15 protein-coding genes are annotated in these 14721 nt (G+C 69.9%); 3 read left to right on the top strand and 12 right to left on the bottom strand.

Going from position 1 to position 14721, the window contains the following annotated elements; all coding sequences use genetic code 11:
* Window positions 1–21: 21 nt before the first annotated feature.
* On the bottom strand, window positions 22–453 hold the full coding sequence (locus tag ACYQ1L_RS04240) for a MarR family winged helix-turn-helix transcriptional regulator (RefSeq protein ID WP_460003004.1): 432 nt from the start codon (window positions 451–453) through the stop codon (window positions 22–24).
* On the bottom strand, window positions 446–868 hold the full coding sequence (locus ACYQ1L_RS04235) for an SRPBCC family protein (protein ID WP_460003003.1): 423 nt from the start codon (window positions 866–868) through the stop codon (window positions 446–448). Before ACYQ1L_RS04235 ends, ACYQ1L_RS04240 begins: the two co-directional genes overlap by 8 nt.
* Before the next feature lie 198 nt (window positions 869–1066).
* Between ACYQ1L_RS04235 and ACYQ1L_RS04230 the strand changes: the two genes are divergently transcribed.
* The 3 genes from ACYQ1L_RS04230 (at window position 1067) to ACYQ1L_RS04220 (ending at window position 5956) form a co-directional block, all read left to right on the top strand.
* Entirely contained in the window at window positions 1067–2269 is a 1203-nt protein-coding gene (locus tag ACYQ1L_RS04230; protein WP_460003002.1) for a pyridoxal phosphate-dependent aminotransferase, read from the top strand.
* A gap of 39 nt (window positions 2270–2308) precedes the next feature.
* Window positions 2309–3316: a LacI family DNA-binding transcriptional regulator gene (locus ACYQ1L_RS04225; protein WP_460003001.1), complete on the top strand. Its 1008-nt coding sequence runs from the start codon at window positions 2309–2311 to the stop codon at window positions 3314–3316.
* A gap of 126 nt (window positions 3317–3442) precedes the next feature.
* Window positions 3443–5956: a GH32 C-terminal domain-containing protein gene (locus ACYQ1L_RS04220; RefSeq protein WP_460003000.1), complete on the top strand. Its 2514-nt coding sequence runs from the start codon at window positions 3443–3445 to the stop codon at window positions 5954–5956.
* A 61-nt stretch (window positions 5957–6017) separates the two neighbouring features.
* On the opposite strand, the gene ACYQ1L_RS04215 is transcribed toward ACYQ1L_RS04220, so the two are convergent.
* The 10 genes from ACYQ1L_RS04215 to ACYQ1L_RS04170 all read right to left on the bottom strand — a co-directional run bounded on the left by ACYQ1L_RS04215 (window position 6018) and on the right by ACYQ1L_RS04170 (window position 14484).
* Entirely contained in the window at window positions 6018–6416 is a 399-nt protein-coding gene (locus ACYQ1L_RS04215) for a VOC family protein (RefSeq protein ID WP_460002999.1), read from the bottom strand.
* 154 nt (window positions 6417–6570) lie between these two features.
* Window positions 6571–7707 carry a UDP-N-acetylmuramate dehydrogenase gene (locus ACYQ1L_RS04210; RefSeq protein ID WP_460002998.1) on the bottom strand — a complete coding sequence of 379 codons (1137 nt, stop codon included), beginning with the start codon at window positions 7705–7707 and terminating at the stop codon, window positions 6571–6573.
* Between the two features lies 1 nt (window position 7708).
* The gene (locus ACYQ1L_RS04205) at window positions 7709–8110 is read right to left on the bottom strand and encodes a MaoC/PaaZ C-terminal domain-containing protein (protein WP_460002997.1); all 402 of its coding nucleotides are present in this window, start codon (window positions 8108–8110) and stop codon (window positions 7709–7711) included.
* Complete coding sequence (locus ACYQ1L_RS04200; protein ID WP_460005756.1) at window positions 8107–8589, bottom strand: FAS1-like dehydratase domain-containing protein; 483 nt, start codon at window positions 8587–8589, stop codon at window positions 8107–8109. Before ACYQ1L_RS04200 ends, ACYQ1L_RS04205 begins: the two co-directional genes overlap by 4 nt.
* Window positions 8590–8674: 85 nt before the next feature.
* Window positions 8675–9406: a GntR family transcriptional regulator gene (locus tag ACYQ1L_RS04195; protein ID WP_460002996.1), complete on the bottom strand. Its 732-nt coding sequence runs from the start codon at window positions 9404–9406 to the stop codon at window positions 8675–8677.
* A 49-nt stretch (window positions 9407–9455) separates the two neighbouring features.
* The gene (locus tag ACYQ1L_RS04190; protein ID WP_460002995.1) at window positions 9456–10373 is read right to left on the bottom strand and encodes a PfkB family carbohydrate kinase; all 918 of its coding nucleotides are present in this window, start codon (window positions 10371–10373) and stop codon (window positions 9456–9458) included.
* The gene (locus ACYQ1L_RS04185) at window positions 10370–11212 is read right to left on the bottom strand and encodes a carbohydrate ABC transporter permease (protein WP_204964627.1); all 843 of its coding nucleotides are present in this window, start codon (window positions 11210–11212) and stop codon (window positions 10370–10372) included. The genes ACYQ1L_RS04190 and ACYQ1L_RS04185 overlap by 4 nt, the downstream gene beginning before the upstream one ends.
* 1 nt (window position 11213) lies before the next feature.
* Window positions 11214–12095, bottom strand: coding sequence for a carbohydrate ABC transporter permease (locus ACYQ1L_RS04180; protein WP_204964628.1), 882 nt, complete (start codon window positions 12093–12095; stop codon window positions 11214–11216).
* A 62-nt stretch (window positions 12096–12157) separates the two neighbouring features.
* The gene (locus ACYQ1L_RS04175) at window positions 12158–13444 is read right to left on the bottom strand and encodes an ABC transporter substrate-binding protein (RefSeq protein WP_460002994.1); all 1287 of its coding nucleotides are present in this window, start codon (window positions 13442–13444) and stop codon (window positions 12158–12160) included.
* Between the two features lie 35 nt (window positions 13445–13479).
* Window positions 13480–14484, bottom strand: coding sequence for an SIS domain-containing protein (locus ACYQ1L_RS04170; RefSeq protein ID WP_460002993.1), 1005 nt, complete (start codon window positions 14482–14484; stop codon window positions 13480–13482).
* Window positions 14485–14721 lie beyond the last annotated feature (237 nt).

Genomic DNA, 14721 nt, shown 5'->3' with positions numbered 1-14721 from the left:
GACCGCCGCCGGACGCCGCCGTCATCGGCCGAGGGTCCTCAGCACCTCCAGGAGCGCCTGCTGATCCACGGCAGCGGCGAAGAAGTCGCGGTCGGTGTCCTCGACCACGCGCACCGCTCGTATCGCCAGCTCCGCGCCGTCCGGGGTGATGTCGAGGATGCGCGCGCGGGAGTCCGCCGGATCCGCCGTGCGCCGCAGCAGGCCCCGCTCCGCGAGGACCCGCACGACCTGCGAGGTCATCATGGGGTCCGTGTTCGCGTGCTGGGCGAGCCGTTTCTGGCTCGGGTGCTCGCCCGCCACCTGCGTGAGCCACCACGTGCTGGCGAGCAGCACGAACTGAACGTGGGTCAGCCCCAGCGGCTTGAGAGCCGCCGTGATCCGGCGCTGCCAGTTCAGCGTCGCCCGCCACAGGAGCAGCCCCGGGCTGTCCCCGGGCTGCAGCGACTCAGCCACGCTGCGTCTCCGCGCGCGTCCCGAGCGCCGCGATCACGTCGCCGAAGTCCGCGCTCACCGCGGCGCCCACCTCGCCGGCCGCCTCGTCCGGACCGTCCACCGTGCATCGATAGGTGATGCGGGTGCCGCTGCCGACGGGCTCGAGCTCGTGCCTCACCCGCACCCGGACGCCGGCGTCGGCCACCTCGGTGACGTCCTCGAAGCCGCGCCCCTCCTCGACCCAGGCCAGGTGGAACGGCAGCTCCGTGCCATCCGGCAGGACCATCACGGCCGTGGTTCCGGCCCGGAACGGTCCGTCCATGCGGATCTCCGCGACACCGTCGTTCCATTCGGACCACGACCGCGGCTCCGCCAGAATCGCGAAGACCTCCGCCGGCGTCGCCGCGCACTCCCCCGTGACCTCCGTGGACCACATGTCTGCTCCTTCCGTCAAATACTATGTGCGCATATTATTGCACGGGATCTCTCTCGCCGCCACCCCTCGAGCCCGCTCTCGGAAGACCCGCCGCCGCGACGAGGCCGGTTCCCTTCTGTTCGCCGGGCCGGACAAGTCGGCAGGCTCTTTGTACGTCATGGCCATTTCGCGCCAGGGGCTCCCGAGTACGCTGGGAGCGTGACCGAACGCGCGCCTCTCTCCCGCAAACTCTCCGCCATCGCCGAGTCCGCCACGCTGAAGGTGGATGCCAAGGCCAAGGCCCTCAAGGCCGAGGGCAAGCCCGTCGTCTCGTACGCCGCGGGCGAGCCCGACTTCGCCACGCCGCAGTTCATCGTGGACGCGGCGGCCGAGGCTCTGGCGGATCCGGCGAACTACCGCTACACGCCCGCGGCGGGTCTTCCCGAGCTGCGCGAGGCGATCGCGGCGAAGACCCTGCGCGACTCCGGCCTCGAGGTGTCGCCGAGCCAGGTGATCGTCACCAACGGCGGCAAGCAGTCGGTGTACCAGGCGTTCCAGGCCGTGGTGAACCCGGGCGACGAGGTGCTGCTGCCCGCGCCGTACTGGACCACGTACCCCGAGGCGATCCGCCTCGCCGACGGTGTTCCCGTCGAGGTCTTCGCGGGCGCCGACCAGGACTACAAGGTCACCGTCGACCAGCTCGAGGCGGCCCGCACCGACCGCACGACCGTGATCGTGTTCGTCTCGCCCTCGAACCCGACCGGATCCGTCTACTCCGCCGAGGAGACGAAGGCGATCGCCGCCTGGGCGCTCGAGCACGGGATCTGGATCATCTCGGACGAGATCTACCAGAACCTCACCTACGAGGGCGTGAAGGCGACCTCCGTCGTCGAGGCGCTGCCCGAGGTCGCCGGCCAGACGATCCTCGTCAACGGCGTCGCCAAGACCTACGCGATGACCGGCTGGCGCGTGGGCTGGATGGTGGGTCCTGCGGACGCGATCAAGATCGCGGGCAACCTGCAGTCGCACCTCACCAGCAACGTGAACAACGTCGCCCAGCGCGCCGCGATCGCCGCCCTGAACGGCCCGCAGACCGAGGCCGAGCAGATGCGCGAGGCGTTCGACCGCCGCCGCCGGCTCATCGTGTCGGAGCTGTCGAAGATCGACGGCCTCGTCGTGCCCAACCCGACCGGCGCGTTCTACGTCTACCCCGACGTGCAGGGTCTGCTCGGACGCACCTGGGGCGGCGTGACGCCGACCACCTCGCTCGAGCTCGCCGACCTCATCCTCGACCAGGCTGAGGTCGCCGTCGTGCCCGGTGAGGCGTTCGGTCCGTCCGGCTACATCCGCATGTCGTACGCGCTCGGCGACGACCAGCTGCTCGAGGGCGTCCAGCGCCTGCAGCGTCTGTTCGCCTCCTGAGCCGCGATGGCGCATGACGGCACCCCCCGCCGCCCGACGATGCGAGACGTCGCTCGCGCGGCGGGGGTGTCGCCGACCGCGGTGTCCTTCGTGCTCAACGAGCGCAAGGACGGCCGCATCTCCGCGGCCACTCAGGCCAAAGTCCTGGAGGCGGCGGCCCAGCTCGGCTTCCGACCGAACCTGACCGCACGCCAGCTGAGGCTGCAGCAGACCCACTCCATCGGGATGCTGACCGACGGCATCGCGTCGTCCCCGTTCGCGGGCCAGATCATTCGCGCCGTGGAGGACGCGGCTCGTCGTTCGGGGCGGGTGCTGCTGCTGGTCAACACGCAGGGCGATCCCGACCTCGGAGGCTCGGCGGCGCGCGAGCTGCTCGATCGTCGCGTCGACGGTCTCATCTTCGCCTCCACGGTGACGCGCGAGATCCTGCCCCTGCCCGAACTGGCCTCGGTCCCCTCCGTGCTGGTGAACTGCTTCCCTGCGCCCGGCGGACCGCGGATCCCCTCGATCCGGCCCGCGGAGCGCTTCGGCGGCGTGCTGGCCATCCGGCGCCTGCTCGCTGCGGGCCACCGCGACATCGTCGCGCTTCCCGGTGACGGCGACTGGGCGGCACGGGAGCGCACGACCGCGTTCCGCAAAGAGATGCGCGTCGCGGGCCTGCCGGTGCGACCCGGCAGCATCATCTCAGGGCCGTACACGATCGATTCCGGATACGACCGTGCGCTCGCGCTGCTGCAGGCCGAGGACCGCCCCACCGCGCTGCTGTGCGGCAACGACCGCATCGCGCTCGGCGCCCTCCTTGCCGCGCAGGCCCTGGGGCTCGATGTGCCCGGTGACCTCTCTCTGATGGGTTACGACGACCAGGAAGAGCTCGCCGGGAACCTCCGACCCGCCCTGACCACGGTGCGCCTTCCGTTCTACGAGCTCGGGTCCAGAGGTGCCGACACGCTGCTCGGCCTGATCTCCGGCTCGCCCGTTCCGTCACGCCAGGACGTGCCCGGCGAACTCGTCGAACGGGATTCGGTCGCCGCCCCGCGACGCGCTTGATCCGAGTCCTTCGACGATCCCGCTCTTGCGCCGAGCGCGAAAAAGGTCCACGATAGGGTCGCGCTGAATCGAATTAGCGTTGCCCCGATTCTCCCGCTCCCCGGTTCCGAACAAGGAGGTTCCCCGATGTCGCTTTCCCCCCGACGGCGTCGCACCGCCGTCACCGTGGCGTCCGTACTGGTCGCCGCAGCCCTCACCGCACCGGCGCTCAGCGCCGCTGCCGCTCCGCCCACGTCTGGCTCCGGCGGATACGACGAGCCCTACCGCCCCCAGTTCCACTACACCCTGCCGACCGGATGGATCGGCGATCCGAACGGACTCGTCTACGACGCGGGCCAGTACTACCTGTTCAGCTTCGGCACCTGGAAGGGCGCGACCAGCAAGGACCTCGTGCACTGGACGGACATCCCGGTGACCGGACCCCAGCACGATGCCGGCAGCAGCACCTTCTTCTCCGGCAGCGCCGTGATCGACACCCAGAACACGAGCGGCTTCGGCACGACGAAGAACCCCCCGATGGTCGCGATGTACACCAGCGTGCAGGACGGCACGAACATCGAGAAGCAGTCCATCGCCTACAGCACGGACAAGGGCCGCACGTGGACGCGATACGACGGCAACCCTGTGCTCGACCTGAACTCGGTGAACTTCCGGGACCCGAAGGTGTTCTGGTATGAGCCGACGCACGACTGGCGGATGGTCGTCAGCCTCTCCGACCAGCACAAGGTCGCGATCTACTCCTCGCCCGACCTGAAGAGCTGGACGCACCTCAGCGACTTCGGTCCGGGTGGCTCGGTGAGCGGTGTCTGGGAGTGCCCCGACCTGTACCCGATGCCGGTCGACGGCGACAAGAAGAACGTCAAGTGGGTGATGAGCGTGAGCGTCGGCAGCACCGGCGTGCAGTACTTCACCGGCGGATTCGACGGCACGACGTTCACGTCCGATGACCCGGCCACCTACACTCCGCCGACAGGCACGGCCCTCGACGGCTTCGATTCGGGCAGCTACGGCGACTGGACGACGACGGGCGCGGCGTTCGGCGACGCCCCGGCGACCGGGGCCCTGCCCGACCAGCAGCCCGTCACGGGCTTCGACGGCACCCACCTCGTCAACAGCTTCAACGGCGGCGACGGCGGCACCGGAACCCTCACCTCCCCCGCTTTCACGATCACGAAGAACCACCTGAACTTCCAGGTCGGCGGCGGGAACCACCCGTATATCCCGGGCGCGGTGCCGGCGGGCACCCTGCCGACCCACACGGTGTTCGCCGACTGGTCCACCCCGGGAACGAGCACCTATGCCGACCTCGGCTGGACGGGCACCGGCTCGTTCACGAACTCCGGTCCCTCCACCGGCCCGCTGGGCGGTCAGATCGCCGCGAAGGCGCTCGACACCTGGCCGCCGGACGGCGACGGCGGCACCGGCACGATCACCTCGCCGACGTTCACGGTGTCGAGCCCGTTCATCGATCTGCAGACGGCCGGCGGCGAACATCCCTGGGGCGGCGCCAACCCGACCGCCGTGAACCTGCTCATCGGCGGCCAGGTCGTGGCCACCGCGACGGGGAACAACAGCGGCTCGTTCGGCTGGAACAACTGGGACGTGTCCTCGTACCAGGGACAGCAGGCCCAGATCCAGGTGGTGGACCAGAGCGACGGCTCGACCGGCTGGGGCCATCTGATGGTGGGCGACATCCTGTTCGCCGACAGCGCAGTGCAGCCCTGGGACGTGCAGACGAGCGTCAACCTCCTCGTCGATGGCGAGGTGGTCCGCTCTGCCACCGGTGCGAACAGCGAGGCGCTCGACTGGACGTCGTGGAACCTCGCTGACCTGCAGGGCAAGCAGGCGCAGATCCAGATCGTGGACGACAACACCGGCGGCTGGGGCCACATCCTCGCGGATGACTTCAGCCTCGCGGACCAGCCGGCCCTGAGCACCAACCAGCGGGCGCACTGGGTCGACTTCGGCTCCGACTTCTACGCCTTCGCGACATGGGACGGGGCACCGAAGGGCCAGCGGATCGGCGTCGCCTGGATGAGCAACTGGGACTACGCCGGCCAGGTTCCGACCGACCCCTGGAAGGGTGCGGAGAGCGTTCCCCGCTCGATGCAGCTCGCCACGGTCGACGGCGCGGTCCAGCTGGTGCAGCAGCCGGTCGCTGCCCTCGACTCGCTGCGTGACGGTGCACCGGTGAAGCTGAAGGGGATCACCGCCTCCGATGCGTCGACCCCGCTGAAGCTGAGCGGCACCACCCTGGACGTCACCGCCCACCTGACCGCAGGCACGGCCAAGACCTTCGGGTTCGACGTGCGCACCAGCAACGGCCAGTACACCCGGATCGGCTACGACACCGTGAACGGTCAGCTGTTCGTCGACCGGACGCATTCGGGCAACGTCGGCTTCAGCTCAGCCTTCCCGAACGTGAAGACGGCGCCGCTCGCACTGAACCAGGGCGGCGTGACGCTGCGGATCCTGATCGACCGCGACACTCTCGAGGTCTACGCCGATCAGGGCCAGGTGTCGCTGACCGACCAGGTGTTCCCGGATCCGACGAGTGACGGCGTGAGCTTGTTCGCGACGGGAGGCTCGGCGACGCTCGACAACCTGAGCGCCTGGCACCTGAAGTCCATCTGGAAGTAGTTACCCCTCCCTTCGTCCGGTCGGGCAGCCCCGGCCGGACGACGGGAGCACGTTGGAGCCCTCAGGCCTCGTAGCCGATGAGCCACCTCACCCCGAAGCGGTCCACGAGCGTGCCGTCGTGCGCACCCCAGGGGCGCTCCTGCAGCGGATCGATCACCCGACCGCCGTCGCCGAGCTGCGCGAACCAGCGAGTCAGCGTCTCCGGACCCGCCGTGCCGAGCAGGGAGAAGAACATCCCGTTCATGTGCACCGCGTCTTCGTCGGGGGCCGCGTCGGCGGCCGCGAGTTCGACCGGGCCGCCGACGAGCATGCCGTGCGCGATGGCGTCGCCGGGACCGTCGGCTCGCCCGAACTCGGCGTACGTGTGCAGCACCGCCTCGCCTCCGAAGATCGCCTGGTAGAACGGCAGCGCATCCGCCGCGGTTCCCGGAAAGAGGAGGTAGGGCACGAGTCCGGTCATGTGCGCGATCCTACGCGGACGGGCCCGGCGCACCGAGCACGCGCTGACCGTGCAGCGAGATCCCGTAGCCGATCAGCAGCACCGGAACACAGGCGTTCGCAAGCAGGGTGACCGGCTCGAACACGCCGGTGCTGCCCCGCCAGACGGGCGCAGGCTAGAGCTCGACGTCGACGAGCACGGGCTCGGGCTGCAGCACCAGGCCGAACTCGGAGTGCACCCTGTTCTGGATGAACCGCGCGAGTTCGGCGACCTCCCCCGCCGTCGCTCCCCCGCGGTTCGTGAGGGCGAGGGCGTGCTTGGTGGAGACGCCGGCGCGCGAGCGCGGCAGCCTGAAGCCCTTGCGGATCCCCGCGTGCTCGATGAGCCAGGCCGCACTCACCTTCACGTCGCTCGGCGGCGCCTCGGGCTTCGGCACCAGGCCGTAGTACGAATCCAGCGGGATCACCGTGACCGTGTCGAGGTCGGGCGTGACCGGCCAGCGCGGGCACTCCGAGGGCAGCGTGCGGGCGACCGACTCGGGAACGATCGCATTCTGGAAGAAGGATCCGGCGCCGTGCGTGTCCGGATCCGCCGGGTCGAACAGCATCCCCTTGGCGGCGCGGGTGGACAGGATCCGCTCACGCACCCAGGCCAGCGGCACCGGGTCGTCGGTCGTGAGTCCGAGCGCGCGTCGCAGCTGCTCGCCGCGCACCACGCGTCCCGCCTCGCCGGTGACCGCGAGGTCGAGGGTGACCGACAGGATCACCGCGCGGCGCTCGGCGACCGATCCGTAATGGTGCTTGAGCACCGAGGTGCGGAAGCCGAGCCCGAGGTCTGCGGCCGGGGTCGTGACGACCTCGCCGGTGTGCTCGTCGAGCAGCTCCACCTCGACCAGCGTCTCCTGGATCTCCTGCCCGTACGCGCCCACGTTCTGCACTGGGGCCGCGCCGACCGTCCCGGGGATGCCCGACATCGCCTCGATGCCGGCGTAGCCCCGCTCCACGGCGTAAGCGACGAGCGCATCCCAGTCGTGCCCCGCCTGCGCGCGCAGCCGGATCCGGCCCGGATGCGGCGACGGGAGCTCTTCGATGCCGCTGGTGCGGATCCGGATCACGGTGCCGTCGAACGGCGTGTCCCCGGCGAACAGGTTGGATCCGCCGCCCAGCACGAACCACTCGTCATCGCTCGCCCAGACGTCCTGCAGCACGGCGACGAGCTCATCCGTCGTCTCGGCGTCGATCATGCGCGCGGGCGCGGCGCCGGTCTGCAGCGTGGTCAGCTCGGCGAGGCGGATCGGCGGGATCTCCGGCATGTCAGAGCGAGTCCGCCGCGATCCGCAGCTGCGCCTTGACCAGCACCGTGGTGCCGGCGTGCTTGACCACGAGATCCACGCGCACCGCCGTCTCGTCCACGGCGCCCACCTTGGCGGTGATCGCGACGTCGGCGCCGTCCTGCGGGTCGACCACCACGGGGCGGGCGAAGCGCACCCCGTAGTCGAGGATCCGCGCGGTGCCGGGCAGCGCGGCCACCACGACCGACGAGGCGACGCCCATGGTCAGCATGCCGTGTGCGAGCACTCCGGGCAGCCCCACCTCGGCGGCGATGTCGTCGCGGTAGTGGATCGGGTTGAAGTCGCCGGACGCCCCGGCGTAGCGGACCAGCGACTCGCGCGTGAGGTGCACGGTGCGCTCGGCGATGATGTCTCCGACGTTCACGCGGTGGCCTCCTCGGCGTTCTCGGCGCCCTCGGACGCGACGGGCGCGTCGCTGACGAGCAGGACGCTGGTCGCGGTCACGACGTGCTCGCCGGCGGCGTCGCGGATCTCGGCGTCGCTGGTGATCATCGACGCCGGGCCCATGGCCCGGATGCCGGTGACCCGCAGCTGCGCGGTGAGCTCGTCGCCGGCCACGATCGGCCGGGTGTAGGTGAAGCGCTGCTCGGCGTGCACCGTCCGCGCCAGCACGATGCCGGAGTCCTCGAGGCTCAGCAGCTGCTGCAGGGTGAGGTCCTGGATGACCATCGCGAAGGTGGGCGGCGCGACGAGGTCGGCGAAGCCGAGCGCCTGCGCGGCGGCGACGTCGGTGTGCTGCGGGGCGTCGGCGAACACGGCGCGCGCGAACTCGCGCACCTTCTCGCGGCCGACGAGGTACGCGGGTGTCGGCGGGAACTCACGTCCGACCAGTTCAGGATTCACGGGCACCCCTCGATCCTAGCGAGCGGTTCCGACCGGCCGCCGAGAGCCGCCGTGAGGCATCCGGCGGGGGCTCCGTCCGGCGGGGTCAGCCGTCGACGTCGGCGCGGGTCACGACGTTGAGCGTGACCCGGCTCGGCACCACGCGCACCTTCGAGGTGTGCACGACCTCCCCGCCGCGCCCGAGGGCCACCTTGCGCACGACGAGGAGCGGGTCCCGGACAGGCCGCTCCAGCCATCCCGCGGTCTGCGCGGTGGTGAATCCGACGCCGATCTCGCGCTCCATCTGGGAGAACTCCACGCCGTACTCCTCGCGGAGCACCTGGTAGGTCGAGGTGCCCTCGGTGATGCGGGTGTCGAATCCCGGGTACCTCGTCAGGGAGTAGCGGCTGTCATCGATCGCGAGCGGCACCCCGTCGAGCGCGAACACCCGGATGAGATGGAAGACCGGGTCGCCGACCGGCACCTCGAGGCGGGCCGCCTGCTTCTCGTCCGCGGGCACGGTCTCGGATCTCATGATCCGGCTCTCCTTGACGCCTTCCCCCACGACCTTGTCCGCGAACCCGCTGACAGCCATCGTGCCCATGATCTGCCGGCGCGGGGAGACGAACGTGCCCCGTCCCTGCTGGCGGCGCACGAAACCGAGCCGCTCCAGATCCGCGACCGCGCGACGGATCGTGATCCGGCTCACGCCGAACCGCTCGCAGAGCTCCGGCTCCGCGGGGAGCCGCTCCCCCTCGGCGTAGCGGCCGCTCTCGATCTCGTGCATGAGGGAGCTGCGCACCTGCTCGTGCAGAGGCGTCGATGCCAGTGTGCTCACGGGACTCCCCCTCGTCGTGCGTCCACCGGCCGCGCCCGGGCGGGCCGCCTCAGACGCTCGCGTACCGTCGCAGCATCTGCCGGCGCGCGTCCTCACCCGCCTCAACAGGGTAGCCGAACGCCCCGCGCAGCGTGCAGGCGAGCGCGCCCGCGGTCGCCGCCGTCTCGAGGCACTCCGCGAGCTCGGCCCCCGCGGCGCGCGCGGCCAGGAACCCGGTGATGAAGGCGTCCCCCGCGCCGAGCGCGTCGACGGCCTCGACCGGGCGCACGGCGACCTCGCTGCGCACGTCCGGCGCGAAGGCGCGCGCGCCGCGCGAGCCCTGCGTCACGACCGCGCACCCCATGCCGCCGTCCAGGGCGAGCGCCGCGAGCTCCTCGATCTGCGCGTCCGTGAGCGCGCCCCCGGAGAAGAAGCCGATGTCGACGTGCGCGGCGGTGCGGCGCACCACGTCGGCCGGCACGTCGTCGGAGTAGTCGTAGGAGATCCGCGTCCCGTGCTCGGCGATGCGGGGCAGCTCGCCGTCCAGGGCCGAGTACACCGAGGTGTGCACCCGGGCGAACCCGGCGATGTAGGCCAGGTCGTCGGCGCCGAGCCGCAGCCGCAGCCCCTCCTGCACCCCGCCGCGGTTCGAGGCCACGAAGCGGCGGTCGCCGTCGGCGTCCAGCGACACGAACGCCATCCCGTTCGCGCCGTGGACGGTGCGGGCGCGGGAGCGGTCGACGCCGATCTCGTCGAGCACGCCCTGCAGGTGGACGCCGAAGCGGTCGTCGCCGAGGATGCCGAGGAAGCCCGCCGTGCCTCCGAAGAACAGCCGGCTGTAGGCGGCGACGTTCAGGGCGTTGCCGCCGGGATACGCGAGGTCCTCGTGCAGGTAGCAGTCCAGCACGTTGTCGCCGATGCCGAGCAGCGAGGGCGCCGGGGTCGCCGCCAGCGCGGCCTGCAGTTCCTCGGTGGTGTACATGGTCATCCCTTCACGCTTCCCGCCGCCACCCCGGCGACGAAGTACCTCTGCATCATGATGAACACCGCGACGATGGGCAGCGCGGCGATCGTGAGGCCGGCCAGCAGCACGCCCCATTCGGTGGACAGCGAATCACGGAACGACATCAGCCCGGCGGGGATGGTGCGCAGCTCGTCCGCGTCGATGTAGACGATCGCGAACAGGAACTCGTTCCAGGCGAAGTACGCCGTCAGCACGGCGGCCGTCGTGAGCACCGACCGACTCAGCGGCAGGTAGACGTGCCTCAGCACGCCGAGCGAGCGGCACCCGTCGATGGTCGCGGCGTCCACGAGCTCCCGCGGGATCCCGAGGAACATCGACCGGATCAGAAGGATCGCCATGGGCAGCCGGAAGGCGACGTAGGGCAGGATCATCGCCGCGTAGGTGTTCAGCAGTCCCATCGCGTCGAGCAGGCGGTACAGCGGGATGAGGCTGACCTGAGGGGCCACCACGAGCCCGCCCATCGCGACGACGAGGATCGCGTTCGCGACGCGTCCCGGGAGCCGCACCATGCCGTAGGCGCACAGCGCCGCGATCACGACCGTCGCGGCGGTCGAGACGATCGTCACCACGAGCGAGTTGAGGAAATAGGCGGAGATCCCTCGATCCCACGCCTGCGCGTAGTTCTGCACCAGCCAGACCGAGGGCATCCCCCACGGATCCGCGAAGATCTCGGTCGACGACTTGAAGGACGAGATCACCATCCACAGCAGCGGGTAGGCGATCACGATGGCGTACACGAGCAGCAGCACGTAGACCGGCAGCTGCCGCACGCGCTCCACGGGTCGCATCATCGAAGAGCTCATGTCAGGACCTCCCGCTGCGGAACGACAGCATCTGGACGACGGACAGCACGAGGGTGATCAGGAAGATGAGGCTCGCGATCGCCGAGGCGTAGCCCATCTGGTTCTGGAAGAACCCCTGGTTGTACATGTAGGTCGCGAGCACCTGACTGGCGTTGCCCGGACCGCCCTTGGTCAGGATGTACGGCTCGTTGAACACCGTGAACGCGCCGGAGACCGTGAGGATCATGGCGACGAAGATCATCTCCTTCGCCTGCGGCACCGTGATGCTGAAGAACTGGCGGATCCGGCCCGCGCCGTCCAGCGACGCCGCCTCGTAGTACTCCTGGGGGATCTGCTGCAGGGCGACGACGTAGAGCATGCACACGTAGCCGATGCTCTGCCACTGCGAGACGGCGATGACGGATCCGAGGGCGGTGTGCGGATTCGCGAGCCAGGCGGTCTGCAGCGCGCCGAGACCCACGTCCTGGAGCAGCTCGTTGAGAAGTCCGCCGCGCGCGTTGAACACGAAGGTGAACAGCAGGGCGATCACCGTCATCGAGATCACGGCGGGCAGGAAGTACACCGATCTCAGGAACGCGCCCATGCGCCGCCCGAGCAGATGCGTGAGCCACGCCGCGACCACGAGCGCGCCGCCGACCTGGCACACGACCGAGACGACCGCGTAGACGAGGTTGTTGCGCAGCGCCGTCGCGATCACGGGGTCGGTGAAGAGCCGGGTGACGTTGCCGAGGCCGACCGGATCCATCGCGCCGCTGCCGGCGCGGAAGGAGAAGAAACTGAACACGATGTTCGCGCCCAGCGGGTAGTAGACGAACAACCCGATCAGGGCGATCGCGGGGAGGACGTAGAGCGCATTGCCGATGGCGCGCCTGGTCGATGACATAGCGGGGGGATCCCTCCGACGAGAGGTGCCGGGGCGGCCGTGCCGCCCCGGCACCGATGGGGTCAGGACGCGTCGCGCACGCGCTGAGCGGCCTCCTGCACGGCCTTCATCACGCCTTCGGGCGTCTGCTGGCCGCTGAGCATGAGCTGGGTCTCGGACAGGTAGGCCTGCACGATCTGCGGATCGTAGGCGTTGTCCAGCCAGGTCGTCATGGCTGAGGCGTCCACGATGCCCTTCGCCAGCTCCTTCGAGATCTCCGGGACCTTCGCCTCCTCCACGGCCCCCTTGACCGGGCTCAGCTCCCCCGCCTTCTCGGCATAGGCGGTGCCGTTCTGCTTGCTGAGCAGGAACTCGAGGAACTTCTTCGCCTCGGCCGGGTGCTTGGTGTTCTTCGAGATCGCGAAGCCCTCGGGCGCGCCGGTGAGCTCGCCCGCGTCCCCCTTCCCGCCGGCGACCGACGGGAAGTTGAACGTGCCGTAGTCGAAGGTCACGTCCTTCAGGTAGCCGACCTCCGCGCTCTGCAGGTACATGATCGGGGCGTCGCCGGCGATCCAGGCGTTGCGGGCGACCTCGTGCCCGACCGCCGTCATGTCGCTGTTCATGTACCCCGCCAGCTCCTTGAAGCGCTCCAGCGCCTCGACGTAGCCGGGATCCGTGAAGGTGCCCTTCTTCGGATCCTGGTCGGCGGCGAACACCTTCGGATCCACCGTTCGCTGGTTCAGCGTTCCGACGTAGTGCGCGATGGTCCACTGCTCCTGGGCGCCGTACTCGATGGGCGTCTGCCCCGACTTCTTGATCGTCTTGAGCACGGTCATGAACTCGTCCCAGGTCTTCGGCGGCTGCAGGCCGAGCTTGGCGAACGCGTCCTTGTTGTAGAAGAACAGCTTGGACTGCATGCCCACGGGCAGGCCGTACTGGGTGCCGTCCACCTGGAACGGGGTGAGCTGGCTCGGGTAGAAGCTGTCGGCGAACTGCTTGTCCTCCTTCAGCCACGGGCCGAGATCCATCAGGGCGTCGCTCTTGACGAGCTCGCCGGCGAAGGATCCGCTCCACGTGAACATCACGTCCGGCGCGTTGGCGGATCCGGCGACGACCTTGATCTTGTCCTTGTAGGCGTCGTTCAGGACATTCTCGACCTTGACGGTGATGTTCGGGTTCTCCTTCTCGAACTCCGCCACCACGTCGGCGTAGTACGAGTGCTTGGGCTCGTTGGGCCAGCGGTGGAAGAAGCTCAGCTCCACGGTGCCGTCGCCGGATCCGGACGAGCCGGATCCCGCGCAGGCCGACAGCGGGAGGACGAGGGCCGCGGCCGCGAGAGCGGCGATCGCGATCCGGGAGGTTCTGCGCATCGTTGCGTGTTCCTTTCCTGAGGGAGGGATAGGGCTCAGTACTCCATGCGCCACATGTAGCGGCGCACGGACAGGGGGTGGCCGCGGTGGTCGGCGAGGGCGTCGGCGTAGGTGCGGAGCACGACGTTGAACAGCAGGTGGGCGAACACGCCCTGCACTTCGGCGGCCACGCCGTCCAGGCCGAACTCCTTCGCGTCGATGACGAGGGCGCGGTCGGTGTGCTTCGTGAGGAAGTCGACGGCGCGCTGCTCGACCGGGCGCGTCTCGTCCAGGCCCAGCAGGGCGATGAACGGCACATCCACGTCGGTCACCTCGAAGGGGCCGTGGAAGTACTCGCCGGCATGGATCGCGGCGGAGTGCACCCACTGCATCTCCTGCAGCAGGCAGATCGCGAAGGAGTAGGCCGTGCCGTAGTTCGAGCCCGCGGCCATCGTGTAGATGAGCGGCTCGCGGCGGGTCTGGAACGCCCAGGCGTCGGCGGCCTCGGTGTGGGCCGCGCGCGCCGCGGGGACCAGGACGGGAAGCTGCGCCACGGCGGCGTCGATCGCCGGCGACAGCGATGCACCCTCGCGCTCGTCGAGGATGGCCGCGACGAGGCGCAGGATGAGCGCGCCGCCCACGTACGACTCGCTCTTGCCGTCGCCGTGCTGGTAGGCGATCACGTACTCGGCCTCCTGCGCGAGCGGCGAGGCGGGGTCGAAGGTGAAGGCGACGGTCAGGGCGCCGCGCGAGCGGGCGTGCGCGGCGGCCGCCACGGTTTCGGGGGTGGTGCCCGAGTGCGAGCAGAGGATCACGACGGTGTCGGCGTCGACGCGGGACGAGCCGCGGGAGGTGAACTCGGCGGCGTTGAGCGCGACGCTCTCCAGGGTGGTGGCGCGGTTGCCGAGGAAGTACTCGTTCGGCTGCATGTTGGCGAACGAGCCGCCGCATGCGGTCAGCACGACGCGCGAGACGGTCTCCCGGTCGGCGATCGCGGCGCGTGCGGTGGCGAGCTGCTCCTCGATGGTGGCGGAGTCTACGAAGGTGGCGGTGGCGGTCACGTCTGGCCTTTCTGGGCTTCTGTTCTAGACGTCATATCACGTTATATGACGACATGAGATGACTGTAAAGGATCCGTGCGCCGGGTGTCTAGAGCGGAACGGAAAATCGCAGGCTGCTGCGGCCGGCTCGGGTCACGGGTTCGCGGCCCGAGCATCCGCCGCGACTCAGGGCGCGGTGCCGGCGCGGCTCAGCGAGCGGTGCGAGCGGCGCGGCCGCCGCTCAGGCGCAGTGCCGGC

This window comes from Microbacterium xylanilyticum (genome assembly GCF_054654695.1).
The sequence above is the reverse complement of the archived record's forward strand: the minus strand, read 5'-3'. Positions and strand labels throughout refer to the sequence as shown.

Coding starts and splice junctions, on each gene's coding strand:
- ACYQ1L_RS04235 (WP_460003003.1), bottom strand. CDS start 868: ATGTGGTCCACGGAGGTCACGGGGGAGTGCGCGGCGACGCCGGCGGAG.
- ACYQ1L_RS04210 (WP_460002998.1), bottom strand. CDS start 7,707: ATGCCGGAGATCCCGCCGATCCGCCTCGCCGAGCTGACCACGCTGCAG.
- ACYQ1L_RS04185 (WP_204964627.1), bottom strand. CDS start 11,212: ATGAGCTCTTCGATGATGCGACCCGTGGAGCGCGTGCGGCAGCTGCCG.
- ACYQ1L_RS04215 (WP_460002999.1), bottom strand. CDS start 6,416: ATGACCGGACTCGTGCCCTACCTCCTCTTTCCGGGAACCGCGGCGGAT.
- ACYQ1L_RS04225 (WP_460003001.1), top strand. CDS start 2,309: ATGCGAGACGTCGCTCGCGCGGCGGGGGTGTCGCCGACCGCGGTGTCC.
- ACYQ1L_RS04175 (WP_460002994.1), bottom strand. CDS start 13,444: ATGCGCAGAACCTCCCGGATCGCGATCGCCGCTCTCGCGGCCGCGGCC.
- ACYQ1L_RS04220 (WP_460003000.1), top strand. CDS start 3,443: ATGTCGCTTTCCCCCCGACGGCGTCGCACCGCCGTCACCGTGGCGTCC.
- ACYQ1L_RS04190 (WP_460002995.1), bottom strand. CDS start 10,373: ATGACCATGTACACCACCGAGGAACTGCAGGCCGCGCTGGCGGCGACC.
- ACYQ1L_RS04180 (WP_204964628.1), bottom strand. CDS start 12,095: ATGTCATCGACCAGGCGCGCCATCGGCAATGCGCTCTACGTCCTCCCC.